The sequence below is a fragment of the Sphingobacterium bambusae genome, from assembly GCF_033955345.1.
GTDB lineage: Bacteria > Bacteroidota > Bacteroidia > Sphingobacteriales > Sphingobacteriaceae > Sphingobacterium > Sphingobacterium bambusae.
In genome coordinates this window covers 1,215,890-1,236,624 of record NZ_CP138332.1, presented here as the reverse complement: position 1 = coordinate 1,236,624, position 20,735 = coordinate 1,215,890, and the positions used below count along the sequence as shown (strand labels likewise).

Below are 20,735 nucleotides of genomic sequence, written 5' to 3'. Positions count from 1 at the left end.
TTATCCTAGTGGATTTGCCAAGCCGAATGTTTACATTAGGGTTATGAAACACCTCATCCTCATCATGCTACTTTTAGTAAGCCTGTCAAGCAGCGCACAAAAGGCGGGAGAGCTTATCGAAATTTCCTGTCAGTTTGCCTTCACAGAAGGGCCCGCGGCAGATGCCGAAGGCAATATTTATTTCACGGATCAGCCCAACAATAGCATTTGGCGGTATAGTGCGGATGGTAGCCTGACCTTATTTATGCAACCTGCTGGGCGATCCAACGGACTGTATATGGACGAGGAAGGACATATTATAGCCTGTGCCGATGAGCATAATGAGTTGTGGCGTATTGATCCCGATACGAAGCAGGTGGATACGCTCCTTCAGCACTTTGGCGGGAAAATGTTGAATGGCCCTAATGATGTATGGATATCGCCTGCAGGGCGGATGTATTTTACCGATCCATTTTATGAGCGCGACTATTGGAACCGCCCCGGGCAGGCACTTCCACAAGCCCTATACTGCCTGCATAACGGCGAGCTCGTGCAGCTCGATGCAGACTTTGTTCGTCCCAACGGTATTGTCGGTAGTGCCGATGGCAAGTTGCTTTTTGTAGCCGATATCGGTGCCGACCGCACCTATGTATATGATATTGATGCGGATGGAAAGCTGCTGAATAAACGCTTATTCTGTTCCCGAGGATCAGATGGGATGACCTTGGATCGTGTGGGCAATCTATATCTAACCGGGAAAGGTGTTTTTGTTTACAATGCCCAGGGAAAAGAAATTCGACACATTCCTGTGCCGGCGGACTGGACGGCGAATGTTTGTTTTGGAGGTGCAAATGCTGCCTATCTCTTTATTACGGCCTCGGAAAAAATTTTTAAGATTTATCCAAATTGGTAGCGCTAAGAGCCGAACGTTCCCTATGCATATAAAGTGTGCACTTACTTTTTGTGCTAAGTTTTTTGCTATCTATTTGGAAATTCGCTGAATTCGGTGTACAATTGCATCGCTCCTTTCATGCAATTAAATGGTTTTAGCTTTTTATTTTGCTGGAGGAAATCGATGAGGGAATTACTTTGCAGCTATTGCAAAGCATGTCAAGCCTAGTGTTTAAACCGTATGAAAGCATAGGTATATGCTTGATCTCTTCGATATAATGGTATGTTAACGAAACAAACAGATGCTTTTTTTGCTAGCATGAGCAGTGTTTATGCGCCGAGCATGGCGTCAGGCACCTTGCTGTGAGGTTAGTAGGAGGCAATTATTATAGCTATAAAACGATGCAAACGACAACAACGACTAAGCAGAACTATCTGATTCCATTAATCACGATCACGGCATTATTTTTCATGTGGGGATTTATCACCTGTATGAACGATATCTTGATACCTTACCTAAAGCAACTTTTCTCCCTCACGTTCTTCGAATCCATGCTGGTGCAATTTTGCTTCTTTGGTGCATATTTCATCGGTTCATTGATTTACTTCCTTTTTTCCACGATGGTGGAAGATCCCATCAACAAGGTGGGGTATAAGAAGGGGATTCTGTTCGGTATTTTTCTGGCAGCGGCCGGCTGTGTGCTGTTCTATCCAGCAGCAAGCCTTTCGTCCTATCCGCTTTTCTTGGGTGCGTTATTTGTTTTGGGCCTCGGTTTTACGGTGCTTCAAATCACGGCCAATGCCTATGTTTCTTTACTGGGGCCTGAAGAATCGGCCTCCAGCCGTTTAAACATGACCCAAGCTTTTAACGCTTTCGGAACAACCATTGCGCCAGTGTTGGGTGGTCACTTAATATTCGAACTGTTTTCCTCGCCGGATGGCAGCTTTAGCGCGGTAGCCACACGCTTGCCTTATTTAATCTTTGGCGCGATCCTCTTGTTGGTGGCGTTGATGATCTCGCGTGTTAAATTGCCTTCTTTCCAAACGGACGACACCGAGCCGGTGAAAGGTTGGGGAGCGCTTAAGTTTAAGCATCTGTTGTATGGTGTAGGCACTATGTTTTGCTATGTAGGTGGCGAGGTTGCTGTAGGGAGCTTTATCATCAGCTTTTTGGAACTTCCCGAAGTAATGGGCTTCAACGAAGCGGTCAGCAAAAACTATTTGGCGCTTTATTGGGGAGGAGCCATGATCGGTCGTTTCCTAGGTGCGATCTCTTTGAATCAGGAATTGCCTAGTGGCAAGAAGATGCTGTATATGGCGCTTACTGCCTTAGCGGTGTTCTTGGTGATCTACGGTGTGGTGAGTTTGACCTTTTCGCAGATATCCTTCTTCCTCGGTTTTATAGCGCTTAACTTTATCGCTTTTATGATCGGTAAATCGGCTCCAGCGCGTACCTTGGTGGTGTTTGCCACCATCAATGTTGCCTTGTTGGCATCCACGATATTGAACACCGGTGTGTGGGCAATGTACAGCGTGTTGGGCGTAGGTATCTTTAACTCTATTATGTTTTCAAACATCTACACCTTGTCTATCGCTGGTCTTGGTAAATATACCAGTCAAGGTTCTTCCTTGGTGGTGATGGCGATTTTGGGTGGGGCTATTGTTCCGATTGTTCAAGGCTACTTGGCCGATAATATTGGTGTGCAGGATTCGTTTTTAGTGCCTGCTCTGTGCTACGTGGTCATCCTGATATTTGGGGTCTATTGCTTGCGAACGCTCAGTCAGGTAAAGATGGATGCATCGGCCAAATCAGGTCACTAAAAAAGAAAATAACAAAAAAAGATAGCCGCAAAGCTATCTTTTTTTGTTAATCCACAGCTCAAAAGAAAAAGTCTCTATATGCAGGAATTTACCACTTATTTGCGCAGTTTCAATATTTTTACGGCACAGCAGCTGCAGGATATTACGTCACTTTGTGAACGCAGGCATTTAGTCAAAGGGGAATTTCTAGTACAGGAAACGCAACGCTGCACAGCCGTGGCATTTATCGAAAAAGGTATCTTTCGCTCTTTTTATACCCAAGCCGACGGTACCGACATGACCTATTGTTTCCGTTTTCCGAATGACTTTGCGGCAGCTTATTCCTCTTTTATTACTGGCGGACCTAGTATTGAATCTATTCAGGCCATTACAGCGGCAGAGGTACTGCTGATTAAGAAACGGGATATCAACCAATCGTTAGCGACAAATTTGGAAGGGGCTAGTTTCTTGCGCAGCATCGCCGAGCAGCAGTTTTTGGAATTGGAGCATCGCGTTTTCGGCCTGCAGCGGCTGTCGGCAAAGGAACGTTATCAAGAATTGCTGGATAAGCATCCCAACTATATCCAACATATTCCGCTGCAGTATATTGCATCGTATCTGGGGATCAGTGCGCGGCATCTTAGCCGGGTTCGGCGTGAAATTTCTTTTTAGACATTTGTCCGTTTTCTGCTGCCTGCTAGCCCATAGCTTTGTAGGTATGAACGTCGCAAAAAAAATAACCATCATCAATGGACATCCACGAGTATCGTCCTTTAATACCGCCTTGGCTGAGGCCTACAGTAGAGGGGCAATCGCAGGTGGAGCGCAGGTGCGCATGATAACGATTGCTAACCTTGACTTTAGCCCCAACTTGGCCAACGGCTATCATAAACGCATGGATTTGGAGCCTGATCTACTCGCTGCTTGGGAGCATATCCGCTGGGCAGATCATCTCGTGTGGGTGCATCCGGTTTGGTGGGGTGGACTGCCAGCGCTCATGAAAGGATTTATCGACCGATTATTTTTGCCGGGGCTGGCCTATGCCTATCGGAAGGATTCCATTTTCTGGGATAAATTGCTGAAAGGGCGAACAGCCAGAATTATAACCAGCCTAGATCAACCAAGCTTTATCTATCGCATGCTTTTTGGTCGTCCCAGCGTCAATCAATTGAAAAAAGCTACGCTGGAATTTTGTGGGGTGAAGCCGGTAAAGGTAACCTATGTCGGGATCATACGAAGCTCTACAGAAAAGCAGCGGGAAAATTGGCTGGCCAAGGTAGAAAACTTGGGTAAGAGACGACGCTAAGTTCTTGTTTATAAGCCCTTAGCTCATGGTGAATAATGGTTTTAGCAAGGGCTAATTTGGTTTTTTTTGTTGTTTTTTTAGGGTCGAAGGACTATCTTTAAACATACAACAAATGTATAGACCGTCTATGAACCTCCTGTTTCCCCTTTGCCTACGCCAGTGTATCCGACTATCGCGTGCATCCGCCATGGCCTCTTTGTGTATTGCCCTTGGCCTCGTTACGGCCTGCTCGAGCCGGCAAGAGCTTGTGTTCTCGAAGGAACGCGATCGCTTGCAAGGCCTGTCCCATGAACTGCTAGCTACGCAAGTAGACGAATTTAACAGCTACGAGGGACGTCCCAAATCGGATGGACCCTACAATGCCCATAACAACAAAGCCTTTCTGATCAGTAATATACCTTTGTTTCTCAGTTCGGATGATGCCACCAACAAGGTATACAACTACCGCTGGTGGATGGTGAGCAAACATCTCAAAGAATATGCAGATCCTGAAGATCAGCAAAAATATTGGGTGGTGACTGAGTTTTTCGGTCCAAGGCCCTGGGCCTCGTTAAGTGGCGCTATAACCTGCCCTGCAGGACATCAATTCTATGACGTGCGCTGGCTGCGGGATGACAAATACCTGAAGTCTTATGCCGATTATTTTATTCGTGGCTCCGCCTCGCACCTGAACCAGCGGGAGAACGGCAATTTCCTGACCTATTTAAGTCGACCTGAAAGCCACCATTTCTCCAGCTGGATGCTGGATGGGGTGGATGCCTATTTGCGTATACACCCCGATTCGGCTTGGCTGCATGGCATCCTCCCGGATATGGAGCGACACCAAGCGGTGTGGGATAGCTTGTTTACCGTGCAAAGAAGCGGCGCCAAAACGGATGGCTTGTACAAGATTTTGGACCTGTATGACGGGATGGAATTCAGCTTGTCGGCCGTGCTGGGGCTGATCGCTAGCGAAGGGGCATACGATCTGTACACAGCCGACAATTGGCGAGATTATTACCTCGGCTGGGGAACGACGGATAATGCCGCGAAGTCGGCACAGGCGGCCCAGTATCCGCGGGCCTATCGGAAGGGCTATCCAGATCTTTATTTAGTGCGTCCTTCGGTAAATGGTTATGCCTATGGCAACCTGCGTGCCTTGAGCGAGCTATACCGCATGGATGAACGGGACTATGCGCAAAGCGGCGCAAGTAAAAAGTCTGCGCTCTACCAACAGCGGGCAACGCGCCTGCAGAACAAGGTGATGGATGTGCTGTGGAACGATGAAGACCATTTTTTCAACAGCTACACGGCCGGCGACAATGCATTTGGCGCGCACGACTTTGAAGCCCGTGTGCGGGAGTCGGTAGGCTACACGCCGTGGTATTTCAATATGATCCCAGCCGATAAAGCGACCGACTATGCTGATGCTTGGTCACTGTTTGCTTCTGATAAGGGTTTTAACAACAAGCAGGGCATGACAACGGCCGAGCGGCAACATCCCTATTACAATGAGCAGACCTATGCGTGGAACGGTCGTGGCTGGCCTTTCCAAAATTCGGTGGTATACAAGGCTTACGCCAACTATCTACGCCATTATAAACAAGACATAAGCGATGCGGATCGCCGCATTCTCTATGATCATATCCGCAAACTGACGGCCTTACATAATCCGGCGCAGCCCAATATTGGTGAATGGTACATCCCCAGTGATGGGAAGACCTTTGGCGGCGAGCAGGATTATTTTCATTCTACTTTTCCAGATATCATTATCGAAGACCTACTGGGGTTCAAGGCACAGCACGACGACAAATTTGAGGTACAGCCCTTACTGCCCGAAGCGGAGTGGGATTTTTTCTACTTAGGTAGGCTACGTTATCATGAACATGATGTGGACATTGTTTGGAAAAAGGATTGGGATGCAGATAAACCCGGAGACCAAAACATGCTTTGCGTTTGGGTGGATGGCAAGCTCGCTGCGCGTAGCGAGCGGTTAAACACCAAGCTTACGGTATCGTTAAGCAAATAACAAAAAAGGATAGGGACGCGTCCCTATCCTTTATATTTACAAGTCTTTTTTAGCTTCTTCTAGCGATCTGCGTTGGCCGTCCAAGTTCGGCCATCTCTGTTGTAGAGAATACGTAGCGTGGATGCCGTTACCGTAATGGAGCCTATAGCGTCGTCACTAAATACAATGCTGGTGTTGTCATTTTTCTCCATTTTGATGTCACTTAGTGTGGGGATGCTGTTCGAAAAGTTGAAGCTATAGTTATCTCCAACCTTTACTACACGTACAGACCCTTCGGTAGAGGTCACATCGGCTTCTCCATCATTGGAGCTGCTGAAGGCCACGGAACCGTTATAGGTACCCACAAATAAATCGTTGTCTGCAGGATCATCATCTTTGCTACATGCACTGAAGATGAATACTGACACCATTAATAAACCCAAGATTTTGATTGCTGCTTTCATAAATATTATATTAAATTTTTGTTGCATTACATTTACATGACGTAGAAAAGGAAAGTTCGTTTTAAAAAAATGCAATTTTTTGCATTTCACTGTCGGCTCGTCTAAGCGCGCGTAGAGCCGATTTTACGAGGTATTGCGGCTCTCGAAAGCACTTTTTTTAAAAATTAATGATAATTTAATCTTTTGGATAATTGAGTTTTCTTTATAAGTACTTAACTTAGATGTTATTAAACTAAATGACTATGGGTTCCGTAAATAACGCTGCGCGTAAGCAGGAAATACATTTGCCGACCTCATCGCCATCAACATACCATGGCGCTGATATTGAGGCCTTGCGTAAGCGATCATCCGAATTGTTGAATAAGTTCCGGACGGTCTGGAATGAATCAGAATACCAGGAGTGGTGTGCCATACAGCGATTGCTGCATAAAATATTTTAGTGCAAGCTAAATATTTTATGAAGATGTATGGCTTTGCATACCGATGTCCTGTTTTTTTCGTTATGCATATAGATGCTTAGGTTATGGGCATTGCTTTCTGACTAGTATGTATGAATAAGACCTAGGAATTATGATTCGATTAAGCATATTTTGCGCTTTAATAGGTGTTTTTGGCTGTGCCGAAGAAGGATATAGGCAGGCTGACGAAAGTTGGGTTGATGAACTGGCTATGCAGCCCGATTTAGCACATACCTTTCTCAGCCAAATGCAGGATGAGGAACAGACATTGCATGGCAAGGAAGTTAAATTGCGAGGAAAGTTGGTATACGAATATGACGATGCTGCCATTTATCCCTTTGGCGATTGCGCGGACTTCAAGCCTATATGGATACATGTGAATCAAGACGAGGGGGATTTACATTCCTTTTTGTTGAAGAACGATGATGCTTTGGTTACGGTGATCGGCATGGTAGATACCATCGAATATTTTGATAGACGGCAGTATGGCGGAGCCATCAAAGATATTGTGCGCGTCGACGTGAGTCATGTCTTGGCCAAGCAATAGCTGTAGATCTGGGAAAGCCCCCATTGAAAAACGAGGGCTTTTATTTTTTCAAACCTTATTTTAATTCAATTTTTATCGGGCTGCCATTTGAAATGCCGCTGATCGCACCACTGTTATACTGTAACGTGTATATTCCGGGTTTTTCGAAGCGGTACCCTTTTGCTAGACTAAAGCGAACGCTGTCCTGCGCGCCAGGTGCTACGGTATGGTAGGTATCCGCCGGTGGAGGCATGATGCGTTTGGTCATCGCACCTATATAGGATACTTCGGCGCCGCTCGCGTCGGTGATGGTCAGAAAATTGCTTATAAAGCCCTCAAAGGGCGTGTGGTACTGGGTAAAGCGCAGTGTGTCGTCCGTTGGATTTTGAACCGTAAAGAGTACGGAAATACTGTCTTTAAGCTCATATAGGGGCTTCGCCTGTAGCGAAGCGACAAGTGTTGTATCACTGCTATGGGCTACGCTATCTGCTGAAGCGGCCTCCGTTTCATTTGTTTTACCTGTCTGCTGGCAGCTGGCGCTCAACACGAGTCCTGCAGCCAAAGCTGTCATGGCATATATAGATATGTTCATAGAATAGAATTTGTTGTTGTGTAGCAAACGTCCTCGGGAGGCTTTTGGCTACAGCTGTTCAAAAAAAATGCTGTGCAGGCAATGTCTAGTTATTTGGATCCCGTCAGCCGTGTGAAACTTTTGCCATTCCAAAGAAATTTTTCCTGCTTTTTCCTAATGTCGTAGGTGATTTCTGCTAAGTCATCGACCTCTTCTGGGGCTTCGCCCTCTTCAATAATCTTGTAGATCACATTGGCTTCTTTCTTGTGTTCTGTGGGAAAGAGAATAGACTCTTCGTAGTAGTAGATACCGGCATCGCTAACGGAGTAGCGCATGGGCAGATCTATAAACATGGATCCATTCCAGCCAGCATAGTAATAATTGGAGGGAATGCCGCAAGCCTCGCCCAAGAAGGCTACGCGGAAGATCTGTTGCAGCTCGCTTAGGCCCATACTGGGTAATAATTTGCTGTCGGTAAAGCTCTGTTCGGAATAGTCGACCTGAAAGGTGTGCTTGCCGCGCATGTTCCGCTGTTGGTCAAACAATTTTATGGAACAAAGGTATCGATCGGGGTTATCTTCATCATAGGGGATAAAGCGGTCGTAACCGTAGATAAAAAGCTGCCCTGCGGCATCCTTTTGTTTTCCGAGTGCCAGTAAGCCTATCCAGATAAATGCTTTTTTTACGGTATTGTCCTTTTTGTAGGCAATCTGCTGCCATGGTGCATGGAAACCTTTGATTTTATTTCTTCCATAAGTCGGACTAACAATTTGAACCATGGTTCCCGCTGTCAGCGAATCCAATACACGTCCTTGCAAATTGGGCTGATCCCGTAGGTAGGCCACATCGGCATAGACGTAAGCCGTGTCGTTGGGGGATAGGTTCCATATCGTAAACTCATCGGAAACGGCATAGGCCGCGGGCTCATCTTGGCCGTAGCCGCAGAAAGGGATCAAAAGCAGCAGCGTATAGATCAATCGTTGTACCATTATGTTATCTTGTTTTTTGTTAAACAACCCTACAAAGGTAATGTTTCGTTGTCGAAGCGGATTCCCTGAAAACGGGGATATTTATGTCCTGGAAGATGGTTTTGGTTCGTGCTAGGCATAAAAAAAAGGTTTTCAAACGGGGAGAATGAAAACCTTTAGCTAACCAATTATAAACCTAAATTATGATGATACAAATATAGTGTATTTTATACACTAAGTGCAAATTTATTTTATTTTTTTTTGTATCTTCATTAATTAAGCAAAATACGGAGAGCAGGTATGTTTACTATTCAGGATATTAAAGCGGCACATAGCCGCGTAAAGTCGGGAGTTGATTTTCCGCGCTACATACAGGATTTACGTCAATTGGGGGTGCATGCCTACGAAACTTTTGTGCCTGATGGGCATGCCCTGTATACGGGAGAAGCCGACTATAAGTTGGCCAGCGAAGCCATCTATGGGCCTTTGGAGGTTCTTGCAGTTTATAAACCGGCCGAGTTTGCTGCGGCACTCAAGCTTCACCAGCAAGGAGGAACCGATTATCTGCAGTTTTGCCAAGACTGCGCTATAAACGGCGTGTATAGCTGGATCACTGATCTGGAGGCGTTAACCTGTACGTATTATGATGCCGACAAGAAGGAGATCTTGGTCGAGCGTATACCGAGTTAATTCCAAAGGGTATGTGAGCTAGCTGGTCGAAAAAAAGCGTTTTCATTTGCTTCGAGCAAGCTTCCTGCATAGGATGCTTAGGGAGTTTTAGCTTGGTATATTTTGAAAATTTGCATACTATTGTGTAGGGCTATGTGAGATAAAGCCCTTCATAAAGCGTTCTCTTTGGCGATTGTGGTCAACCTTTACGTTGTTGTATTTTTGCTTTTGTATGGCTTATACGGCGGCATCCTTGAAGAGAAGCTTAAGAGATCATGTGTTTTTACATTAAACAAACTATATGAAAATCAAATTTTTAGTAGCGTCCCTTTTGTTCGCGGGTATGAGCATGGTGGGGGGAGCGAGTTATGCGCAACAAGCAAAGGCGAAGAAGGATATCGGGCTGCAGCTCTATTCGGTACGCGACATGATGGGTAGTCATGTTGATCCGAATGGGTATAATGCTGACTATGCGTCGGTGTTGGAAAAGCTGGCCAAGATGGGGTATACCTCGATCGAGGCGGCAGGCTATCGGGATGGTAAGTTTTATAACACCAGCCCTGAGGTGTTCAAAAAGAATGTCGAGAAAGCTGGCATGAAGGTATTGTCTTCCCATGCCACCAAAACGCTATCCAAAGAAGAGTTGGCATCAGGCGATTTTTCGGAGTCGTTGGCTTGGTGGGAAACCACTATCCTGGCGCATAAAGCAGCGGGCATGAAATATATTGTTACGCCTTGGTTGGATGTGCCTAAGAGTCTTGCTGATCTAGCTACCGAATGCCGTTATTTGGATGAGGTGGGCAAGCTATGTCGTAAGCATGGCATTAAATATGGATACCATAACCATGCGCACGAGTTTCTAAAAGTGGAAGATAAAGCCGTGATGTTGGATTATATGATCGAGCATACCAACCCGGAAAATGTCTTTTTTGAAATGGATGTATACTGGACGGTGATCGGGAAAGCAAGCCCAGTGGATTATTTCAACAAATATCCTGGACGTTTTACGGCCTTGCACATCAAAGATCACCGTGAGATTGGTCAAAGTGGTATGGTGGGTTTTGATGCCATCTTCAAAAACACGGACGTGGCTGGCGTGAAACATATCTTTGTCGAGGTAGAAGAGGTTTCTGGCGATTTGGAAACTGCGCTGAAGCAAAGTATCGATTACCTATTGGCTGCGCCTTTCGTGAAGGCTTCTTACGCAAAATAGCTTTTTGATGCCATCCGACGGATCTTCGTTCGGATGATGCAGATAAATGTAAAAGAAGGGTACGCTGGACTTATGGCTAGCGTACCCTTCTTTTTTTTGCAGCTACGCTAGGCTATCTCCACCATTTCGGCCACTGCGTTTTTATGCTATCCAAGTCGACACCTTCGCCGATCTTGGGCGTTACAATAGGGCTGGACGCCGCTTCGGCCAGGCTGCTTACCTGCTCCAACGGTTCATACCAAGGGTGTTGCGCCAATTTGAATTTGGAGTGGTGCACCGGCATAAAGGCCTTTGCCTGCAGATCTTCAACTTCTTGTATAATTTCTGGCGGCAGGGAATGTATGTAGGGCCATCGCTCATTGTACTGCCCACATTCCAAGATGGCCAAATCGAATGGTCCATACTGCTGGCCAATGTCTTTGAAATGCGGCCCATAGCCGCTATCGCCACCTAGAAATAGCTTTTTGCTGGGTGTCTGCAATACGAAGGAAGTCCAAAGAGAGATGTTTCTGCTTAGAAATCGCCCCGAAAAATGGCGCGCTGGCGTTAGGGTGATCTGAAAATTGTCCGATAGATCGACCGATTCATGCCAGTTTTTTTCCACGATTTTTTCTTCGGGCCAGCCCCAGAATATAAAGTGCTGTGCTACGCCCAGCCCACAGATCACCAATTTTACCTTATCTTTCAGCAGGCGTATGGTGCCATAGTCCAAATGGTCCCAATGGTCATGACTGATCAGCAGCACATCGATATCGGGCATGTCGCTAGCCTGGTAGTCGTTGCTTCCGGCGAAAGCCTTCACCGAACCGAAAACCGGCGATGCATTACCGCTAAAAACGGGGTCTATTAAAAAGCGCTTGCCATCAAGCTGTATAAAGTAAGAGCTGTGTCCGAACCAAACGAGTATGTCTTTGCCTGACTCCAGCTGCCGAAGGTCGGTTTTAATGCTGGGAATGGGGGATGTGGGCGTGGTATCTGCATGTTTGCCGAAAAATTCCCACAACAGCTTGGCCATACTTTCGCCCTCCAAGAGGGCTGGTGTGGGAATCAGGTTTTGGAATTGTCCGTCTTTATAGTTGTGGAGCGTCTTGAAATAGGCTTTCCGTTTTTGATCGGGAAACTGCCCAAACATTTTATTTAACTTCATGCTGTGCGATCTGTCTTTTTTCTGTAGTGGACGAAGGAGCGCCCTTTTTACTTTATGCTATCCCTTATTTTCTTTGTTTTTGCGCTGTAAAAAGCAAAACCTAGGTCGCCAAGCGTCGTCTAGGTTTTGCTCTTTTTTCGTTCGTAGGATAAAGAGGGGAAGGTAGGCCCTTGTTTACTTGGTGGTTTCGGCGCCGAGGTCTTTGCCCAGCTGCTCGTAGGCAATATCGTTGGGCTCCCAAAGCTCTATTTTGTTGCCCTCCAGGTCCATGATGTGGACAAACTTGCCATAGTCGTAGGATTCAATCTCGTCTACGATGGTGACGCCTTGGGATTTTAGTTCTTCCACCAAGGCTTCCAAATTTTCCACACGGTAGTTGATCATGAATGCTTGGTCGGGGTTGCCGAAGTATTTGGTATCGTTGGCAAAGGGGCTCCACTGTGTGTAGCCGTGTTTGCTGGCATCGGTGGCCTGCCGCCATTCAAAGACGCTTCCATACGGGTTTGTTTGTAGCCCCAAGTGGGTACGGTACAAATCTCTCATTTTTTCCGGATCTTGACTTTTAAAGAAGATGCCGCCTATTCCTGTTACTTTTTTCATCGCTTGATTTATCGTTAGCTGTGCTGTGTTTTGATGTTCCTGTCGCGCATGGTGCACAGCACCTTTATAAAGGTACGTTATTTCAGCTGCACTTGCTCGGCTCAATCCCTGCCGGCTGGGCTGGTTCTGCCATGGGCGCTACTGGGGCTTCTTGTCCAGCAACTGATAGGCATCGTCGATAAACTTGTAAAAAGCAGATCCCGGATCTCCTTTGGGTTTGTTGTCAAATTGATGCCCCAACCGAACGATGATCAGCTCGTCGCTGGGGATTACAATAACGAATTGCCCGAGGTGCCCATCCATATAGAAATAGGGCTTGCCCTTGAAATTTCCAAGCCACCAGCTGTAGCCATAGTTTTCTCCGTTCGCAAACCTTGGGGTCAAGGATGCTGATACGTAATCTTCGGATAGCAGTTGCTTGTCGTTCCATCGGCCATGCTGCAGGTACAGTTTACCGAAGCGTGCAAAGTCCAGCGCATTGCTTGCAAGGCAGCAGTAGGCTTTTTCAATACCCTGCTCTTTGCTATCTACCTGCCACAATGCCTCCTGTTCGGCTCCCATGGGTTTCCAGAAGTATTCTGAGAGCAGCTCGCTTAGTGACGAGCGTGTTGCGCGCTCTATCGCTATGCCCAATAGTTGGGTGTCGCCACTTTGGTAGCTGAACCGCTGCCCAGGTTTGCTGCTTATGGGAAGCTTGGGCAGCATGGCTTCAATGCTTTTATCAAAATAAAGCTGGGTAACCACCGAAAACGGACTGTAGTAGTCCTCTTCCCACTTCATTCCTGAGCTCATGCTCACCAGATCCCGAAAGGTGACTTCAGCGGCGTGCTTTCCGGCTATTTCGGGCACGAAATCCACGATCTTTTGGTCGAGGCCTTTGATCTTACCATCCTCAATCACCTTGCCCAAGATGGCGGAGACCACGCTTTTGGCCATGGAAAAGGAGTTGGACTTGGAATCGCGGTCATATTCATCAAAATACTGTTCCAGCACTATGCTATCCCGATGTATAATGACGTAAGCAACGGACTTTTCGGCTTCATGGAATTGTGCCATGCTATCTGGAAGCTGTATCTTTTGCGCATGCTCGGCCCAAGGCTGTGGGGTAGCGGTCTGCACGCTGTGGTTGTCGAAATAGGGATAGTCTGCTAGGTAGGCGGTAGTGTGCCCATGAAAGTAGGTTACCCACACGGCTTTCAAAATATAGTCCACCTTGAATATATAGGCTGAGGCAATTAGCAAAAGTATAAGGCCTGCTATCCAGGCCAAAATTTTAGGGAATAGTTTCATTATGCTATCGTTAGGTATACATCTATCTGTTCAACAATGCTATGGCGCGCTTGTTTGCTTGTTCTTCTTTCTTGGGAGCTTGTATGCATGTATATAAGCTAAGTTTGTTTTGCGTAAAAATCAGTGCAGCAGCGCGTTATCTGCTTAGCTAATTTAGAAAAAAAATGCTTAGTATTTCGCTCGTATTTGTTTTATCTAGCCGGTCTGTTTTTGGAGGATATCCCCTGGTTTTCTAAGCCATTGTAGAGCGTGGATACAGCTATGCATCGTGCTATTTTTATGTCTTTTTGTTGTAGAAGCCATGCTGATTATGCATTGCCCGTCATCGACGATCACTGCAGCATAGTTTATTGGCCATCCTTAGTTTTTATTTGCGCGGCAATCCATCTGCAATGTTTCAGGTATCAAAGTAATTCCAGCTGGTAGGCCCAGCAAAGTATAAGATAGCTAATCTGGACCGATGAACGGGTAGTGCAATCCTTTTGTGGTAGCATCCAATCCTTCTTACTTGTGCGGAGGTTCCTATTGCAAGCAATTTGGTTTGCTGCGTCTATAGTAGAAGTCATCGTACAGTAACGACACAGCGTCTTTACTTTATGGAGCTTTGTATATAGAGAAAGAAGGGGTGTGGGATGAAAAGGATGCTCGAATGTTACGTAGCATTCGTTTTTAAAGCATGTATATTTTCGTTAAACGAATGGTGCTGGATGAATAGCATGATATTCGACGCTTTTAAAATTATTCGTATGCATTTCTGTTTGCTATGGGCAGTTTGTCGCGCAAGAAGTTTGATTATCTGCGTACTCACTTTGGCATAAATCAACTAAACTAAAACAATCAGTCTTTGTCAGACAGATCTTCGCACCTGTAAGATAGATTTGAATTACTGTTTGCCGATCTGTCGGTGCTCCAGGATGCTTCTCAACACATGTCGGATAGGTGAATGCTACGTAGCATTCGTTTGAAGAAATCGAATATTTCGTTAAAAGACTCGTAATATACTAGTATGATGATGTTTTACAGATTTTAAAACGGATCATCTGCATTTTTGTTCGTCACAGACAGTGTTTAGAATACGACTTTTGACTTTCCGTATAGGTAGCTTGGCATAAATCACTTATAGTGCAACAATCAGTTTTCGTCAGACAGATCTCCGTGCATGTTAGATGGATTTGAATTACTGTTCGCTAATCCGTCAGCACCGTGTGATGCTTCACAAAATATGTCGGATAAGCGAATGCTACGTAGCATTTATAGCGCGATTCGCTGGTAAAACCCAGCTAGGGACATAAAAAAAGCAGAAATATTGGGGGATATCCGATTTCTGAAATATGTTAAAAGCCAGTTTTTTTGAGTTTTTTGAATCGATCTAAGACTCGATGGATTAATGTCCGACTTTAAGTTGATAGTCTTTGATCAAAAACTCGGCAGGAATTTTAAGTTTTTCCGAAAATTCGCGTATCATCTTCAGTGATAAGGGCTGTTTATAGTTGAGCACCTTACTGATCGTACTTTTGTTACCTAGTTCATTTTGATTGTAGCCGAACTCTTCCAACCTGATCTTAATCATTTCTATTGGATCGATATCAGAAATTGGAAAAGTTTTAGTCTCATACTCGGAAATAAGGTTGACAAGTAACATCTTTTCCTTATGCTCGTCTGTCCCTCTTTCTACATTTTTCAATTCCTCGAAGCGTTGTAATGCTTTTTTATAATCCGCCTCATTGTATAATAAATACCACATATCTATATTGTTTTAGCGTCTATTTTATCGTATTCGGCATGGATGCCGACAAATCGAATATCGACGTACTGGTCTAAAAACTCTGCTTCTATAATCAATCTATACTTGTTTCCAACTATTTTAAATCTTGCTCTATTTGCAGTAACAATTTTGGCAGTCGGAAATTCCTGCATGATGTCCTGAGATTTCGCCCATTTAGCTTTTCGCACCAATGTCACCTAAGCATCAAGACTCTTCTTTGCATCTGCATGCTTCTTTTTAAATGCGTCTAGAAGATGTAACTTTAGTATTAGCATGTCGGTTCAAAATTAAATAAAAGTTTCTGATTTAGAAACTTTATGTTTTAAATTACCAACGAGCTTCGCTATGTTCGAACCCATCCCAACCCTTCTGTTCGAACCTAGCCACGGCAAAAAAAAAGCGACCCTTTTGGAGTTGTTTTTATGTTTGAAAAGATATAGTTATCTTTGTGTATTAAGCCTTTTGATACACGGATCATGAAAGTAATATTAGATATTAAGGATAGTAAGGCCGCTTTCGTAATGGAGCTGTTGAGTAGCTTTTCTTTTGTTAAGGCAAGGCCACTTTCCGATGAAAATGCTGTTTTAGTTGACGAGATTAAAGAAGCGGTTGAAGACCTTAAATTGGTACGTCAGGGTAAACTTAAAGCCCGCCCTGCAAGGGATTTGATCAATGAGCTTTAATGTCTATACCTTACGCTCATTTGACAAGCAGCTTAAAAGGCTAGTTAAAAAGTATCCCTCGCTAAAAAGGGATTATATTGACCTTATTGATTCTTTGGAAAACAACCCCGAGCAGGGTACAGCTTTAGGAAACAGGTGTTATAAAATCAGGTTATCCATTGCCTCAAAAGGAAAGGGCAAATCCGGCGGAGCTAGAGTTATTGCAAATTTGGTTATTGACGATGATGCTGTTTATCTGCTAACCATTTACGACAAATCTGAAAAGTCTAATTTAACAGATGCGGAACTTACCGAGCTGTTAAAACAGGTTCCCGAATAAAAAGGGGGATAAAAAAAGCAACCCTTTTGGAGTTGCTTTTTTTGTGATCCCGCTGGGATTCGAACCCAGGACCCATACATTAAAAGTGTATTGCTCTACCAGCTGAGCTACGGAATCTTTTAAACTTGTCGCTTACGCTGTTTGTTTAAAGTGATGCAAAGGTAAGAAAAACCTTTGTGATGTCAAATAAAATGTAGTTTATTTTTGCATTGCTGATTTTAAAACTTGATAATCAACGTGAAAAATATCTGTAAAGGATCGCAATGCCTACTTATTAGCTGTACAAAGCGGTTCGTATACGTATCAGCTGATCCTCCAGCTGAGCGACATCCGGGCTGTTCTGTAGGTAGGCGCTATGCAGTAAAAAATCTATTTCATGCAGGATGTCTTCGGCTCGTTGAACTAATTCGGCATAGGCATATTTTCCCGACTTTACATCGAGCAGGTAGCTTCTGTTTGGCCGTCTGACCTGTAGTTTTCCCGTCAGCAGTATCTCTTTGGATACCTCTAAGAGTCGCATGGTATGCATCATGTTTTTTGCATCGTAGCCTTGGCCATGTGCCAAGGTACTCGAAAATCTAGTCTCATTACGTTTGTTTACCCATTCCACATATTCCCGATAAGACTTGCAATACATTGAGTACGCTTCGTGGTTGACAAACAGATATGCTTTCAGATCCTCTCCTTTAGGGATTGACGAGCAGGAAACTTCCTGACTTCCCGGTTTCGCCAGTATTCCTTTGTAGATACTGCTTTTGCTGTGGCTGTAAAAAAGTGCATACATACCTTTTGTGTGGTTGATCTTTGCTAATCCACATTGCGATTGATCGATTTTCCTGGCCCGCAACCATTCGTTGCAGGGGATGGTACTGTTCCCATCAAGGATGTAGCAAAAATCTAACAGGTCTTTTCGCTCCAGCGCCATCGGATTGTTGATCTTTTTATTCAAGCCTTTTGCTTTTCGGATCTGCACCATCGCATACTGCGAAAAGCTGTTTACTGTTTCCTTGGAGAGCAGCTGATCGATCTGGAAAGCGGCCATCAGTGGGTGCTTGATTAAGATGCAGTTTTCTGGGCTTGCCAACAGCTCCAACATATTGGGGTTGCTTCTTGACAGCAGCTCTACATAGCGTCCCAATTCATAGTACACCTCGTCGTTGCTTTCATTGCTTACCTGCTCCATATACCCAATGCCGAAAAATTGTGCTTTGGGCAGGTAGTATACGCCCTTGATATCTGTGTCCGAGGCGGCAGCATCCAGCCCGTAGGCCTTGCTTCCCACTACCGCCTCGAACAGGACAAGGTTTTGCTCTTTCAATTCGTTGATCGTCATATGTCGTTTCACCTTATGGTTTTTAAAAAATAATCATCCAAAAGCGCTGTATCTCCGTATGTTAGCGGAGCGTCCTTCGCCCGCTCGCTAAGCGCCATGTATTCCTTTGCAATATAGGATTTTAGCGATTCAGGCAAGGCCAAGGAATCGTTCTCGTCAGCATTTGCCTTTAGCGCTATCAGCGTCAGAACCTCATCCTTCAGGTGCGGCGGGAGCAACGCCAATAGCGGCATCAGCTCCATGGGTGCATAGTGCCCCAGTTCCAAGCTCCATTGTGCAGAAAGTAGGCTGCGCAACATGTAGAAGAACGATTTGAGATTAACCGTCTCTGCATCCAACTGCGGCAACTTGCCTTTAACCAGTCCTAAATAGTGATGCGCGTGCTTTCGCGGATAATAGAAGTTCGTCAGCAAGGCTCGAAAACGCTCCGGAAATGTTTCGTCAGCATAATAAACGATGGGAGATTGTATCCATTCGAAAGGTGTGACATTGCTTTGTTTCAAGAGCCTTAGCACCTTCCTTAAATCCCACCCATATATATCTAGATCGCCTTGTATGGGGAGTTTGATGTCTTCCGATAGGTTGTCAACCGATAGATAGTGTTCCGTTTTTCGCGTATAGATAAAGCGAATGTCGTAGTCGCTATCTACCGAGGGGAATCCCCAAGCTCTGCTGCCCGACTCACAGGCAAATAGTAGCGTAACATCGGCATCTCGAGCGATGTCAACTAGTTTGTTGCTGATTAATGTTTTCATTTTGTTTCTGTCTTAACTAACAGTACAAAGTTGATTGATCGCTATGCAGCGGGTTTGCGTAGTACGCTATACGCTGAAATATATTGTTAAATAGTTGATGGATAGATGGTTAATTTTGGTTAGGCTTATTGGGCTATTGCTGTTGTAATGGGAGTTGCGCAGTTTGGTTGCGTAGTTGGCTAGTAAGTGCTGTTCCATTGGGAATGATCTCTACTATGTTATGCACGTTCGATGACTAAAATATAAGGATATGCCATGTATTCTTTTGCCGATTCAAATACTGCGCAAAGTGCTGCATTTACTATTTCAAACAGGGTCTTTGCTGTTTTATGGTTTTTGTTTTGTTATTATTGTGGCAAGTTTGATGAAAATTAAACGCATCATCATGAAAAACATCATCCCTACATTTCTCGTCTTTCTTATTACGCTAACTGCAGTTCATGCACAGAAAGGCATCGATTTTTCGCTTACCTATCCGGCGGGAGGAAGAATACTTATGTGTGTTGACAGTTCTGCTAGAAACATCGTTTACGATAATGTTTTTCCTAATCAACCCAATACATCCTTCAGCTATCTTCCGGAAGTCAGCAATGTAAGTCTCCAGATTTATTTTAAAAAGAAAGATCCTGTGTCTGACTTTCGGTACACGATCTTAGTCGACGATAAACCGATCGTGGTAAATAAGTCCATCGATGAAAAGCTACTGAATAATGTGGATAGGGGAGATGAGGGGATATTAAGGTTTACAACGCTTGGTGTTTTTCCTTTGAAAGGCAAGACGGTTACGATATTAGTGTACAGTGTCGAAAGACCTCTATATATCCAAAAATCTGTTTTATATGGTAGGCCTATTCCGAGAGCGAAAATTAAACTTTTGGCCAAGCGCTTCGCAACTGATAAGGGTGTTGACTACGATCGTATAACGGCGCCAAAAGAACATGTAAACCTTGCTTTGAATGAAAAGGATGATGAACTAACCGCTGTAAAAGACAAATCAGCTATTGATTATCTCTATGGTATCTCCATAAAAGACAAACAGACCGGTAAAATGGTTTTCGAATCAGCAGCTTGGCAGTATGGTGGATACGTAGACGATATTGAAGGCTACGATTTTCATTTACCTTACGTGACCATTGATAAAAGCGTGTTTAAAGAATCCGGGAGCTACGAAATTATTATTCAGCCATTGATCAACTGGGATAGCTGTTTGGATTGCGATTTTTCACCCGACGAGATAGAAAAATATACGACTCGGCATACGCTTTCTGTTAGCTTAGATAAGCAAAGCTACACCGCAGGAGAGTTAGGGAAGTATATCGGAATAAGTTGTTCATTGTTGGGTGTTTCGGTAGGATTGATAATGGTTTACATTAAACAAAGGAATAAAAAGTTACTGGCGGAAAAGGATGCGCAAAAAAACGTTGCAAAGCTTCAGCTTAATTCTATCCGCGCTCAATTAAATCCTCATTTTTTATTTAATGCGCTTTCTGGTATCCAAAATTTGATGAACAACAAGGAAATTGATAGCGCCAATAGGTATCTCGCTAAATTTGCTCGCCTAACCCGTAACGTACTTGATGGTAAAGAGCTAATAAGTTTGTCACAGGAGTGGAAGTTATTGGATGATTACCTGCAAATGGAGCAATTGCGGTTTGGCTTTCAATATGAAATCAACTATAGCGAGACTTTAGATTTAGATAATACAGAAATACCGAGTATGCTGCTACAGCCGTTTATAGAAAATGCGGTGAAGCATGGTATAGCAAAGAAACCTAGCGATGGGAAGGTATTGGTCAATTTTATTAAGCAAGCAAAGGATTTGCTGTTAACGGTGAGTGACAATGGAAACGGCTTTGACACGGCAAAGAAGCGTGATGGCTTGGGATTACTATTGAGTGAGCGTAGGATCGATCTGTTAAATAATATGTATAAAGAGAATAGCTTTATCTTAGCTGTACAGTCAAACGCCAACGGAACAGAAATAAGCTTAACATTAAAAGATTGGCTATAA

General features: G+C 44.5%; 22 protein-coding genes and 1 tRNA gene. 12 read left to right on the top strand and 11 right to left on the bottom strand.

Features of this window, described 5'->3' with window-relative positions:
• The first annotated feature begins 43 nt into the window (after positions 1-43).
• The 5 genes from SCB77_RS05310 to SCB77_RS05290 all read left to right on the top strand — a co-directional run bounded on the left by SCB77_RS05310 (position 44) and on the right by SCB77_RS05290 (position 5,984).
• Complete coding sequence (locus tag SCB77_RS05310) at positions 44-892, top strand: SMP-30/gluconolactonase/LRE family protein (protein WP_320185393.1); 849 nt, start codon at positions 44-46, stop codon at positions 890-892.
• 380 nt (positions 893-1,272) lie between these two features.
• A complete protein-coding gene (locus SCB77_RS05305; RefSeq protein WP_320185392.1) occupies positions 1,273-2,691 on the top strand; it encodes a sugar MFS transporter in 1,419 nt (472 codons plus the stop codon).
• 78 nt (positions 2,692-2,769) lie between these two features.
• A complete protein-coding gene (locus SCB77_RS05300; RefSeq protein WP_320185391.1) occupies positions 2,770-3,342 on the top strand; it encodes a Crp/Fnr family transcriptional regulator in 573 nt (190 codons plus the stop codon).
• A gap of 46 nt (positions 3,343-3,388) precedes the next feature.
• The gene (locus tag SCB77_RS05295; protein WP_320185390.1) at positions 3,389-3,976 is read left to right on the top strand and encodes an NAD(P)H-dependent oxidoreductase; all 588 of its coding nucleotides are present in this window, start codon (positions 3,389-3,391) and stop codon (positions 3,974-3,976) included.
• Positions 3,977-4,088: 112 nt separating this feature from the next.
• The gene (locus SCB77_RS05290; protein ID WP_320185389.1) at positions 4,089-5,984 is read left to right on the top strand and encodes an MGH1-like glycoside hydrolase domain-containing protein; all 1,896 of its coding nucleotides are present in this window, start codon (positions 4,089-4,091) and stop codon (positions 5,982-5,984) included.
• A gap of 59 nt (positions 5,985-6,043) precedes the next feature.
• On the opposite strand, the gene SCB77_RS05285 is transcribed toward SCB77_RS05290, so the two are convergent.
• Complete coding sequence (locus SCB77_RS05285; RefSeq protein WP_320185388.1) at positions 6,044-6,427, bottom strand: hypothetical protein; 384 nt, start codon at positions 6,425-6,427, stop codon at positions 6,044-6,046.
• Between the two features lie 242 nt (positions 6,428-6,669).
• Here SCB77_RS05285 and SCB77_RS05280 point away from each other — a divergent pair, with 242 nt between their 5' ends.
• Both SCB77_RS05280 and SCB77_RS05275 read left to right on the top strand, forming a co-directional pair.
• Positions 6,670-6,867 (top strand): hypothetical protein, encoded by a 198-nt coding sequence (locus SCB77_RS05280; RefSeq protein WP_320185387.1) that lies wholly within the window; start codon positions 6,670-6,672, stop codon positions 6,865-6,867.
• 130 nt (positions 6,868-6,997) lie between these two features.
• A complete protein-coding gene (locus SCB77_RS05275) occupies positions 6,998-7,432 on the top strand; it encodes a hypothetical protein (RefSeq protein ID WP_320185386.1) in 435 nt (144 codons plus the stop codon).
• Between the two features lie 55 nt (positions 7,433-7,487).
• On the opposite strand, the gene SCB77_RS05270 is transcribed toward SCB77_RS05275, so the two are convergent.
• Together SCB77_RS05270 and SCB77_RS05265 are read right to left on the bottom strand one after the other, a co-directional pair.
• Positions 7,488-8,003: a protease gene (locus SCB77_RS05270; RefSeq protein ID WP_320185385.1), complete on the bottom strand. Its 516-nt coding sequence runs from the start codon at positions 8,001-8,003 to the stop codon at positions 7,488-7,490.
• An 89-nt stretch (positions 8,004-8,092) separates the two neighbouring features.
• Positions 8,093-8,971, bottom strand: coding sequence for an SH3 domain-containing protein (locus SCB77_RS05265; protein WP_320185384.1), 879 nt, complete (start codon positions 8,969-8,971; stop codon positions 8,093-8,095).
• Positions 8,972-9,250: 279 nt separating this feature from the next.
• Here SCB77_RS05265 and SCB77_RS05260 point away from each other — a divergent pair, with 279 nt between their 5' ends.
• Entirely contained in the window at positions 9,251-9,640 is a 390-nt protein-coding gene (locus SCB77_RS05260; protein ID WP_320185383.1) for a DUF1398 domain-containing protein, read from the top strand.
• Between the two features lie 280 nt (positions 9,641-9,920).
• Positions 9,921-10,832: a sugar phosphate isomerase/epimerase family protein gene (locus tag SCB77_RS05255; RefSeq protein ID WP_320185382.1), complete on the top strand. Its 912-nt coding sequence runs from the start codon at positions 9,921-9,923 to the stop codon at positions 10,830-10,832.
• A gap of 112 nt (positions 10,833-10,944) precedes the next feature.
• Here SCB77_RS05255 and SCB77_RS05250 read toward each other — a convergent pair whose 3' ends face one another.
• The 5 genes from SCB77_RS05250 to SCB77_RS23145 form a co-directional block, all read right to left on the bottom strand.
• The gene (locus SCB77_RS05250) at positions 10,945-11,979 is read right to left on the bottom strand and encodes an MBL fold metallo-hydrolase (protein ID WP_320185381.1); all 1,035 of its coding nucleotides are present in this window, start codon (positions 11,977-11,979) and stop codon (positions 10,945-10,947) included.
• Between the two features lie 174 nt (positions 11,980-12,153).
• Positions 12,154-12,579, bottom strand: a complete 426-nt coding sequence (locus SCB77_RS05245) for a VOC family protein (RefSeq protein WP_320185380.1) — start codon at positions 12,577-12,579, stop codon at positions 12,154-12,156.
• Positions 12,580-12,717: 138 nt separating this feature from the next.
• The gene (locus SCB77_RS05240) at positions 12,718-13,869 is read right to left on the bottom strand and encodes a serine hydrolase domain-containing protein (RefSeq protein WP_320185379.1); all 1,152 of its coding nucleotides are present in this window, start codon (positions 13,867-13,869) and stop codon (positions 12,718-12,720) included.
• Positions 13,870-15,253: 1,384 nt separating this feature from the next.
• Entirely contained in the window at positions 15,254-15,613 is a 360-nt protein-coding gene (locus SCB77_RS05235; RefSeq protein ID WP_320185378.1) for a helix-turn-helix domain-containing protein, read from the bottom strand.
• A 2-nt stretch (positions 15,614-15,615) separates the two neighbouring features.
• Positions 15,616-15,822: a type II toxin-antitoxin system HigB family toxin gene (locus SCB77_RS23145; RefSeq protein WP_380936690.1), complete on the bottom strand. Its 207-nt coding sequence runs from the start codon at positions 15,820-15,822 to the stop codon at positions 15,616-15,618.
• 288 nt (positions 15,823-16,110) lie between these two features.
• On the opposite strand from SCB77_RS23145, the gene SCB77_RS05230 reads away from it, so the two are divergent.
• Positions 16,111-16,317, top strand: coding sequence for a hypothetical protein (locus SCB77_RS05230; protein WP_320185377.1), 207 nt, complete (start codon positions 16,111-16,113; stop codon positions 16,315-16,317).
• Positions 16,307-16,636: a type II toxin-antitoxin system RelE/ParE family toxin gene (locus SCB77_RS05225; protein WP_320185376.1), complete on the top strand. Its 330-nt coding sequence runs from the start codon at positions 16,307-16,309 to the stop codon at positions 16,634-16,636. The genes SCB77_RS05230 and SCB77_RS05225 overlap by 11 nt, the downstream gene beginning before the upstream one ends.
• Positions 16,637-16,680: 44 nt before the next feature.
• On the opposite strand, the gene SCB77_RS05220 is transcribed toward SCB77_RS05225, so the two are convergent.
• From SCB77_RS05220 to SCB77_RS05210, 3 genes are all read right to left on the bottom strand, one after another.
• A tRNA-Lys gene (locus tag SCB77_RS05220) sits at positions 16,681-16,753 on the bottom strand.
• 157 nt (positions 16,754-16,910) lie between these two features.
• A complete protein-coding gene (locus SCB77_RS05215; protein WP_320185375.1) occupies positions 16,911-17,981 on the bottom strand; it encodes a DNA polymerase beta superfamily protein in 1,071 nt (356 codons plus the stop codon).
• Positions 17,978-18,724 carry a nucleotidyltransferase domain-containing protein gene (locus SCB77_RS05210; RefSeq protein WP_320185374.1) on the bottom strand — a complete coding sequence of 249 codons (747 nt, stop codon included), beginning with the start codon at positions 18,722-18,724 and terminating at the stop codon, positions 17,978-17,980. The genes SCB77_RS05215 and SCB77_RS05210 overlap by 4 nt, the downstream gene beginning before the upstream one ends.
• A gap of 385 nt (positions 18,725-19,109) precedes the next feature.
• Here SCB77_RS05210 and SCB77_RS05205 point away from each other — a divergent pair, with 385 nt between their 5' ends.
• The gene (locus tag SCB77_RS05205; RefSeq protein WP_320185373.1) at positions 19,110-20,735 is read left to right on the top strand and encodes a sensor histidine kinase; all 1,626 of its coding nucleotides are present in this window, start codon (positions 19,110-19,112) and stop codon (positions 20,733-20,735) included.

Bases quoted from the DNA above. Each gene is read 5' to 3' on its own strand.
- SCB77_RS05310 (WP_320185393.1), top strand. From the start codon at position 44: ATGAAACACCTCATCCTCATCATGCTACTTTTAGTAAGCCTGTCAAGC.
- SCB77_RS05305 (WP_320185392.1), top strand. From the start codon at position 1,273: ATGCAAACGACAACAACGACTAAGCAGAACTATCTGATTCCATTAATC.
- SCB77_RS05300 (WP_320185391.1), top strand. From the start codon at position 2,770: ATGCAGGAATTTACCACTTATTTGCGCAGTTTCAATATTTTTACGGCA.
- SCB77_RS05295 (WP_320185390.1), top strand. From the start codon at position 3,389: ATGAACGTCGCAAAAAAAATAACCATCATCAATGGACATCCACGAGTA.
- SCB77_RS05290 (WP_320185389.1), top strand. From the start codon at position 4,089: ATGTATAGACCGTCTATGAACCTCCTGTTTCCCCTTTGCCTACGCCAG.
- SCB77_RS05285 (WP_320185388.1), bottom strand. From the start codon at position 6,427: ATGAAAGCAGCAATCAAAATCTTGGGTTTATTAATGGTGTCAGTATTC.
- SCB77_RS05280 (WP_320185387.1), top strand. From the start codon at position 6,670: ATGGGTTCCGTAAATAACGCTGCGCGTAAGCAGGAAATACATTTGCCG.
- SCB77_RS05275 (WP_320185386.1), top strand. From the start codon at position 6,998: ATGATTCGATTAAGCATATTTTGCGCTTTAATAGGTGTTTTTGGCTGT.
- SCB77_RS05270 (WP_320185385.1), bottom strand. From the start codon at position 8,003: ATGAACATATCTATATATGCCATGACAGCTTTGGCTGCAGGACTCGTG.
- SCB77_RS05265 (WP_320185384.1), bottom strand. From the start codon at position 8,971: ATGGTACAACGATTGATCTATACGCTGCTGCTTTTGATCCCTTTCTGC.
- SCB77_RS05260 (WP_320185383.1), top strand. From the start codon at position 9,251: ATGTTTACTATTCAGGATATTAAAGCGGCACATAGCCGCGTAAAGTCG.
- SCB77_RS05255 (WP_320185382.1), top strand. From the start codon at position 9,921: ATGAAAATCAAATTTTTAGTAGCGTCCCTTTTGTTCGCGGGTATGAGC.
- SCB77_RS05250 (WP_320185381.1), bottom strand. From the start codon at position 11,979: ATGAAGTTAAATAAAATGTTTGGGCAGTTTCCCGATCAAAAACGGAAA.
- SCB77_RS05245 (WP_320185380.1), bottom strand. From the start codon at position 12,579: ATGAAAAAAGTAACAGGAATAGGCGGCATCTTCTTTAAAAGTCAAGAT.
- SCB77_RS05240 (WP_320185379.1), bottom strand. From the start codon at position 13,869: ATGAAACTATTCCCTAAAATTTTGGCCTGGATAGCAGGCCTTATACTT.
- SCB77_RS05235 (WP_320185378.1), bottom strand. From the start codon at position 15,613: ATGTGGTATTTATTATACAATGAGGCGGATTATAAAAAAGCATTACAA.
- SCB77_RS05230 (WP_320185377.1), top strand. From the start codon at position 16,111: ATGAAAGTAATATTAGATATTAAGGATAGTAAGGCCGCTTTCGTAATG.
- SCB77_RS05225 (WP_320185376.1), top strand. From the start codon at position 16,307: ATGAGCTTTAATGTCTATACCTTACGCTCATTTGACAAGCAGCTTAAA.
- SCB77_RS05210 (WP_320185374.1), bottom strand. From the start codon at position 18,724: ATGAAAACATTAATCAGCAACAAACTAGTTGACATCGCTCGAGATGCC.
- SCB77_RS05205 (WP_320185373.1), top strand. From the start codon at position 19,110: ATGAAAAACATCATCCCTACATTTCTCGTCTTTCTTATTACGCTAACT.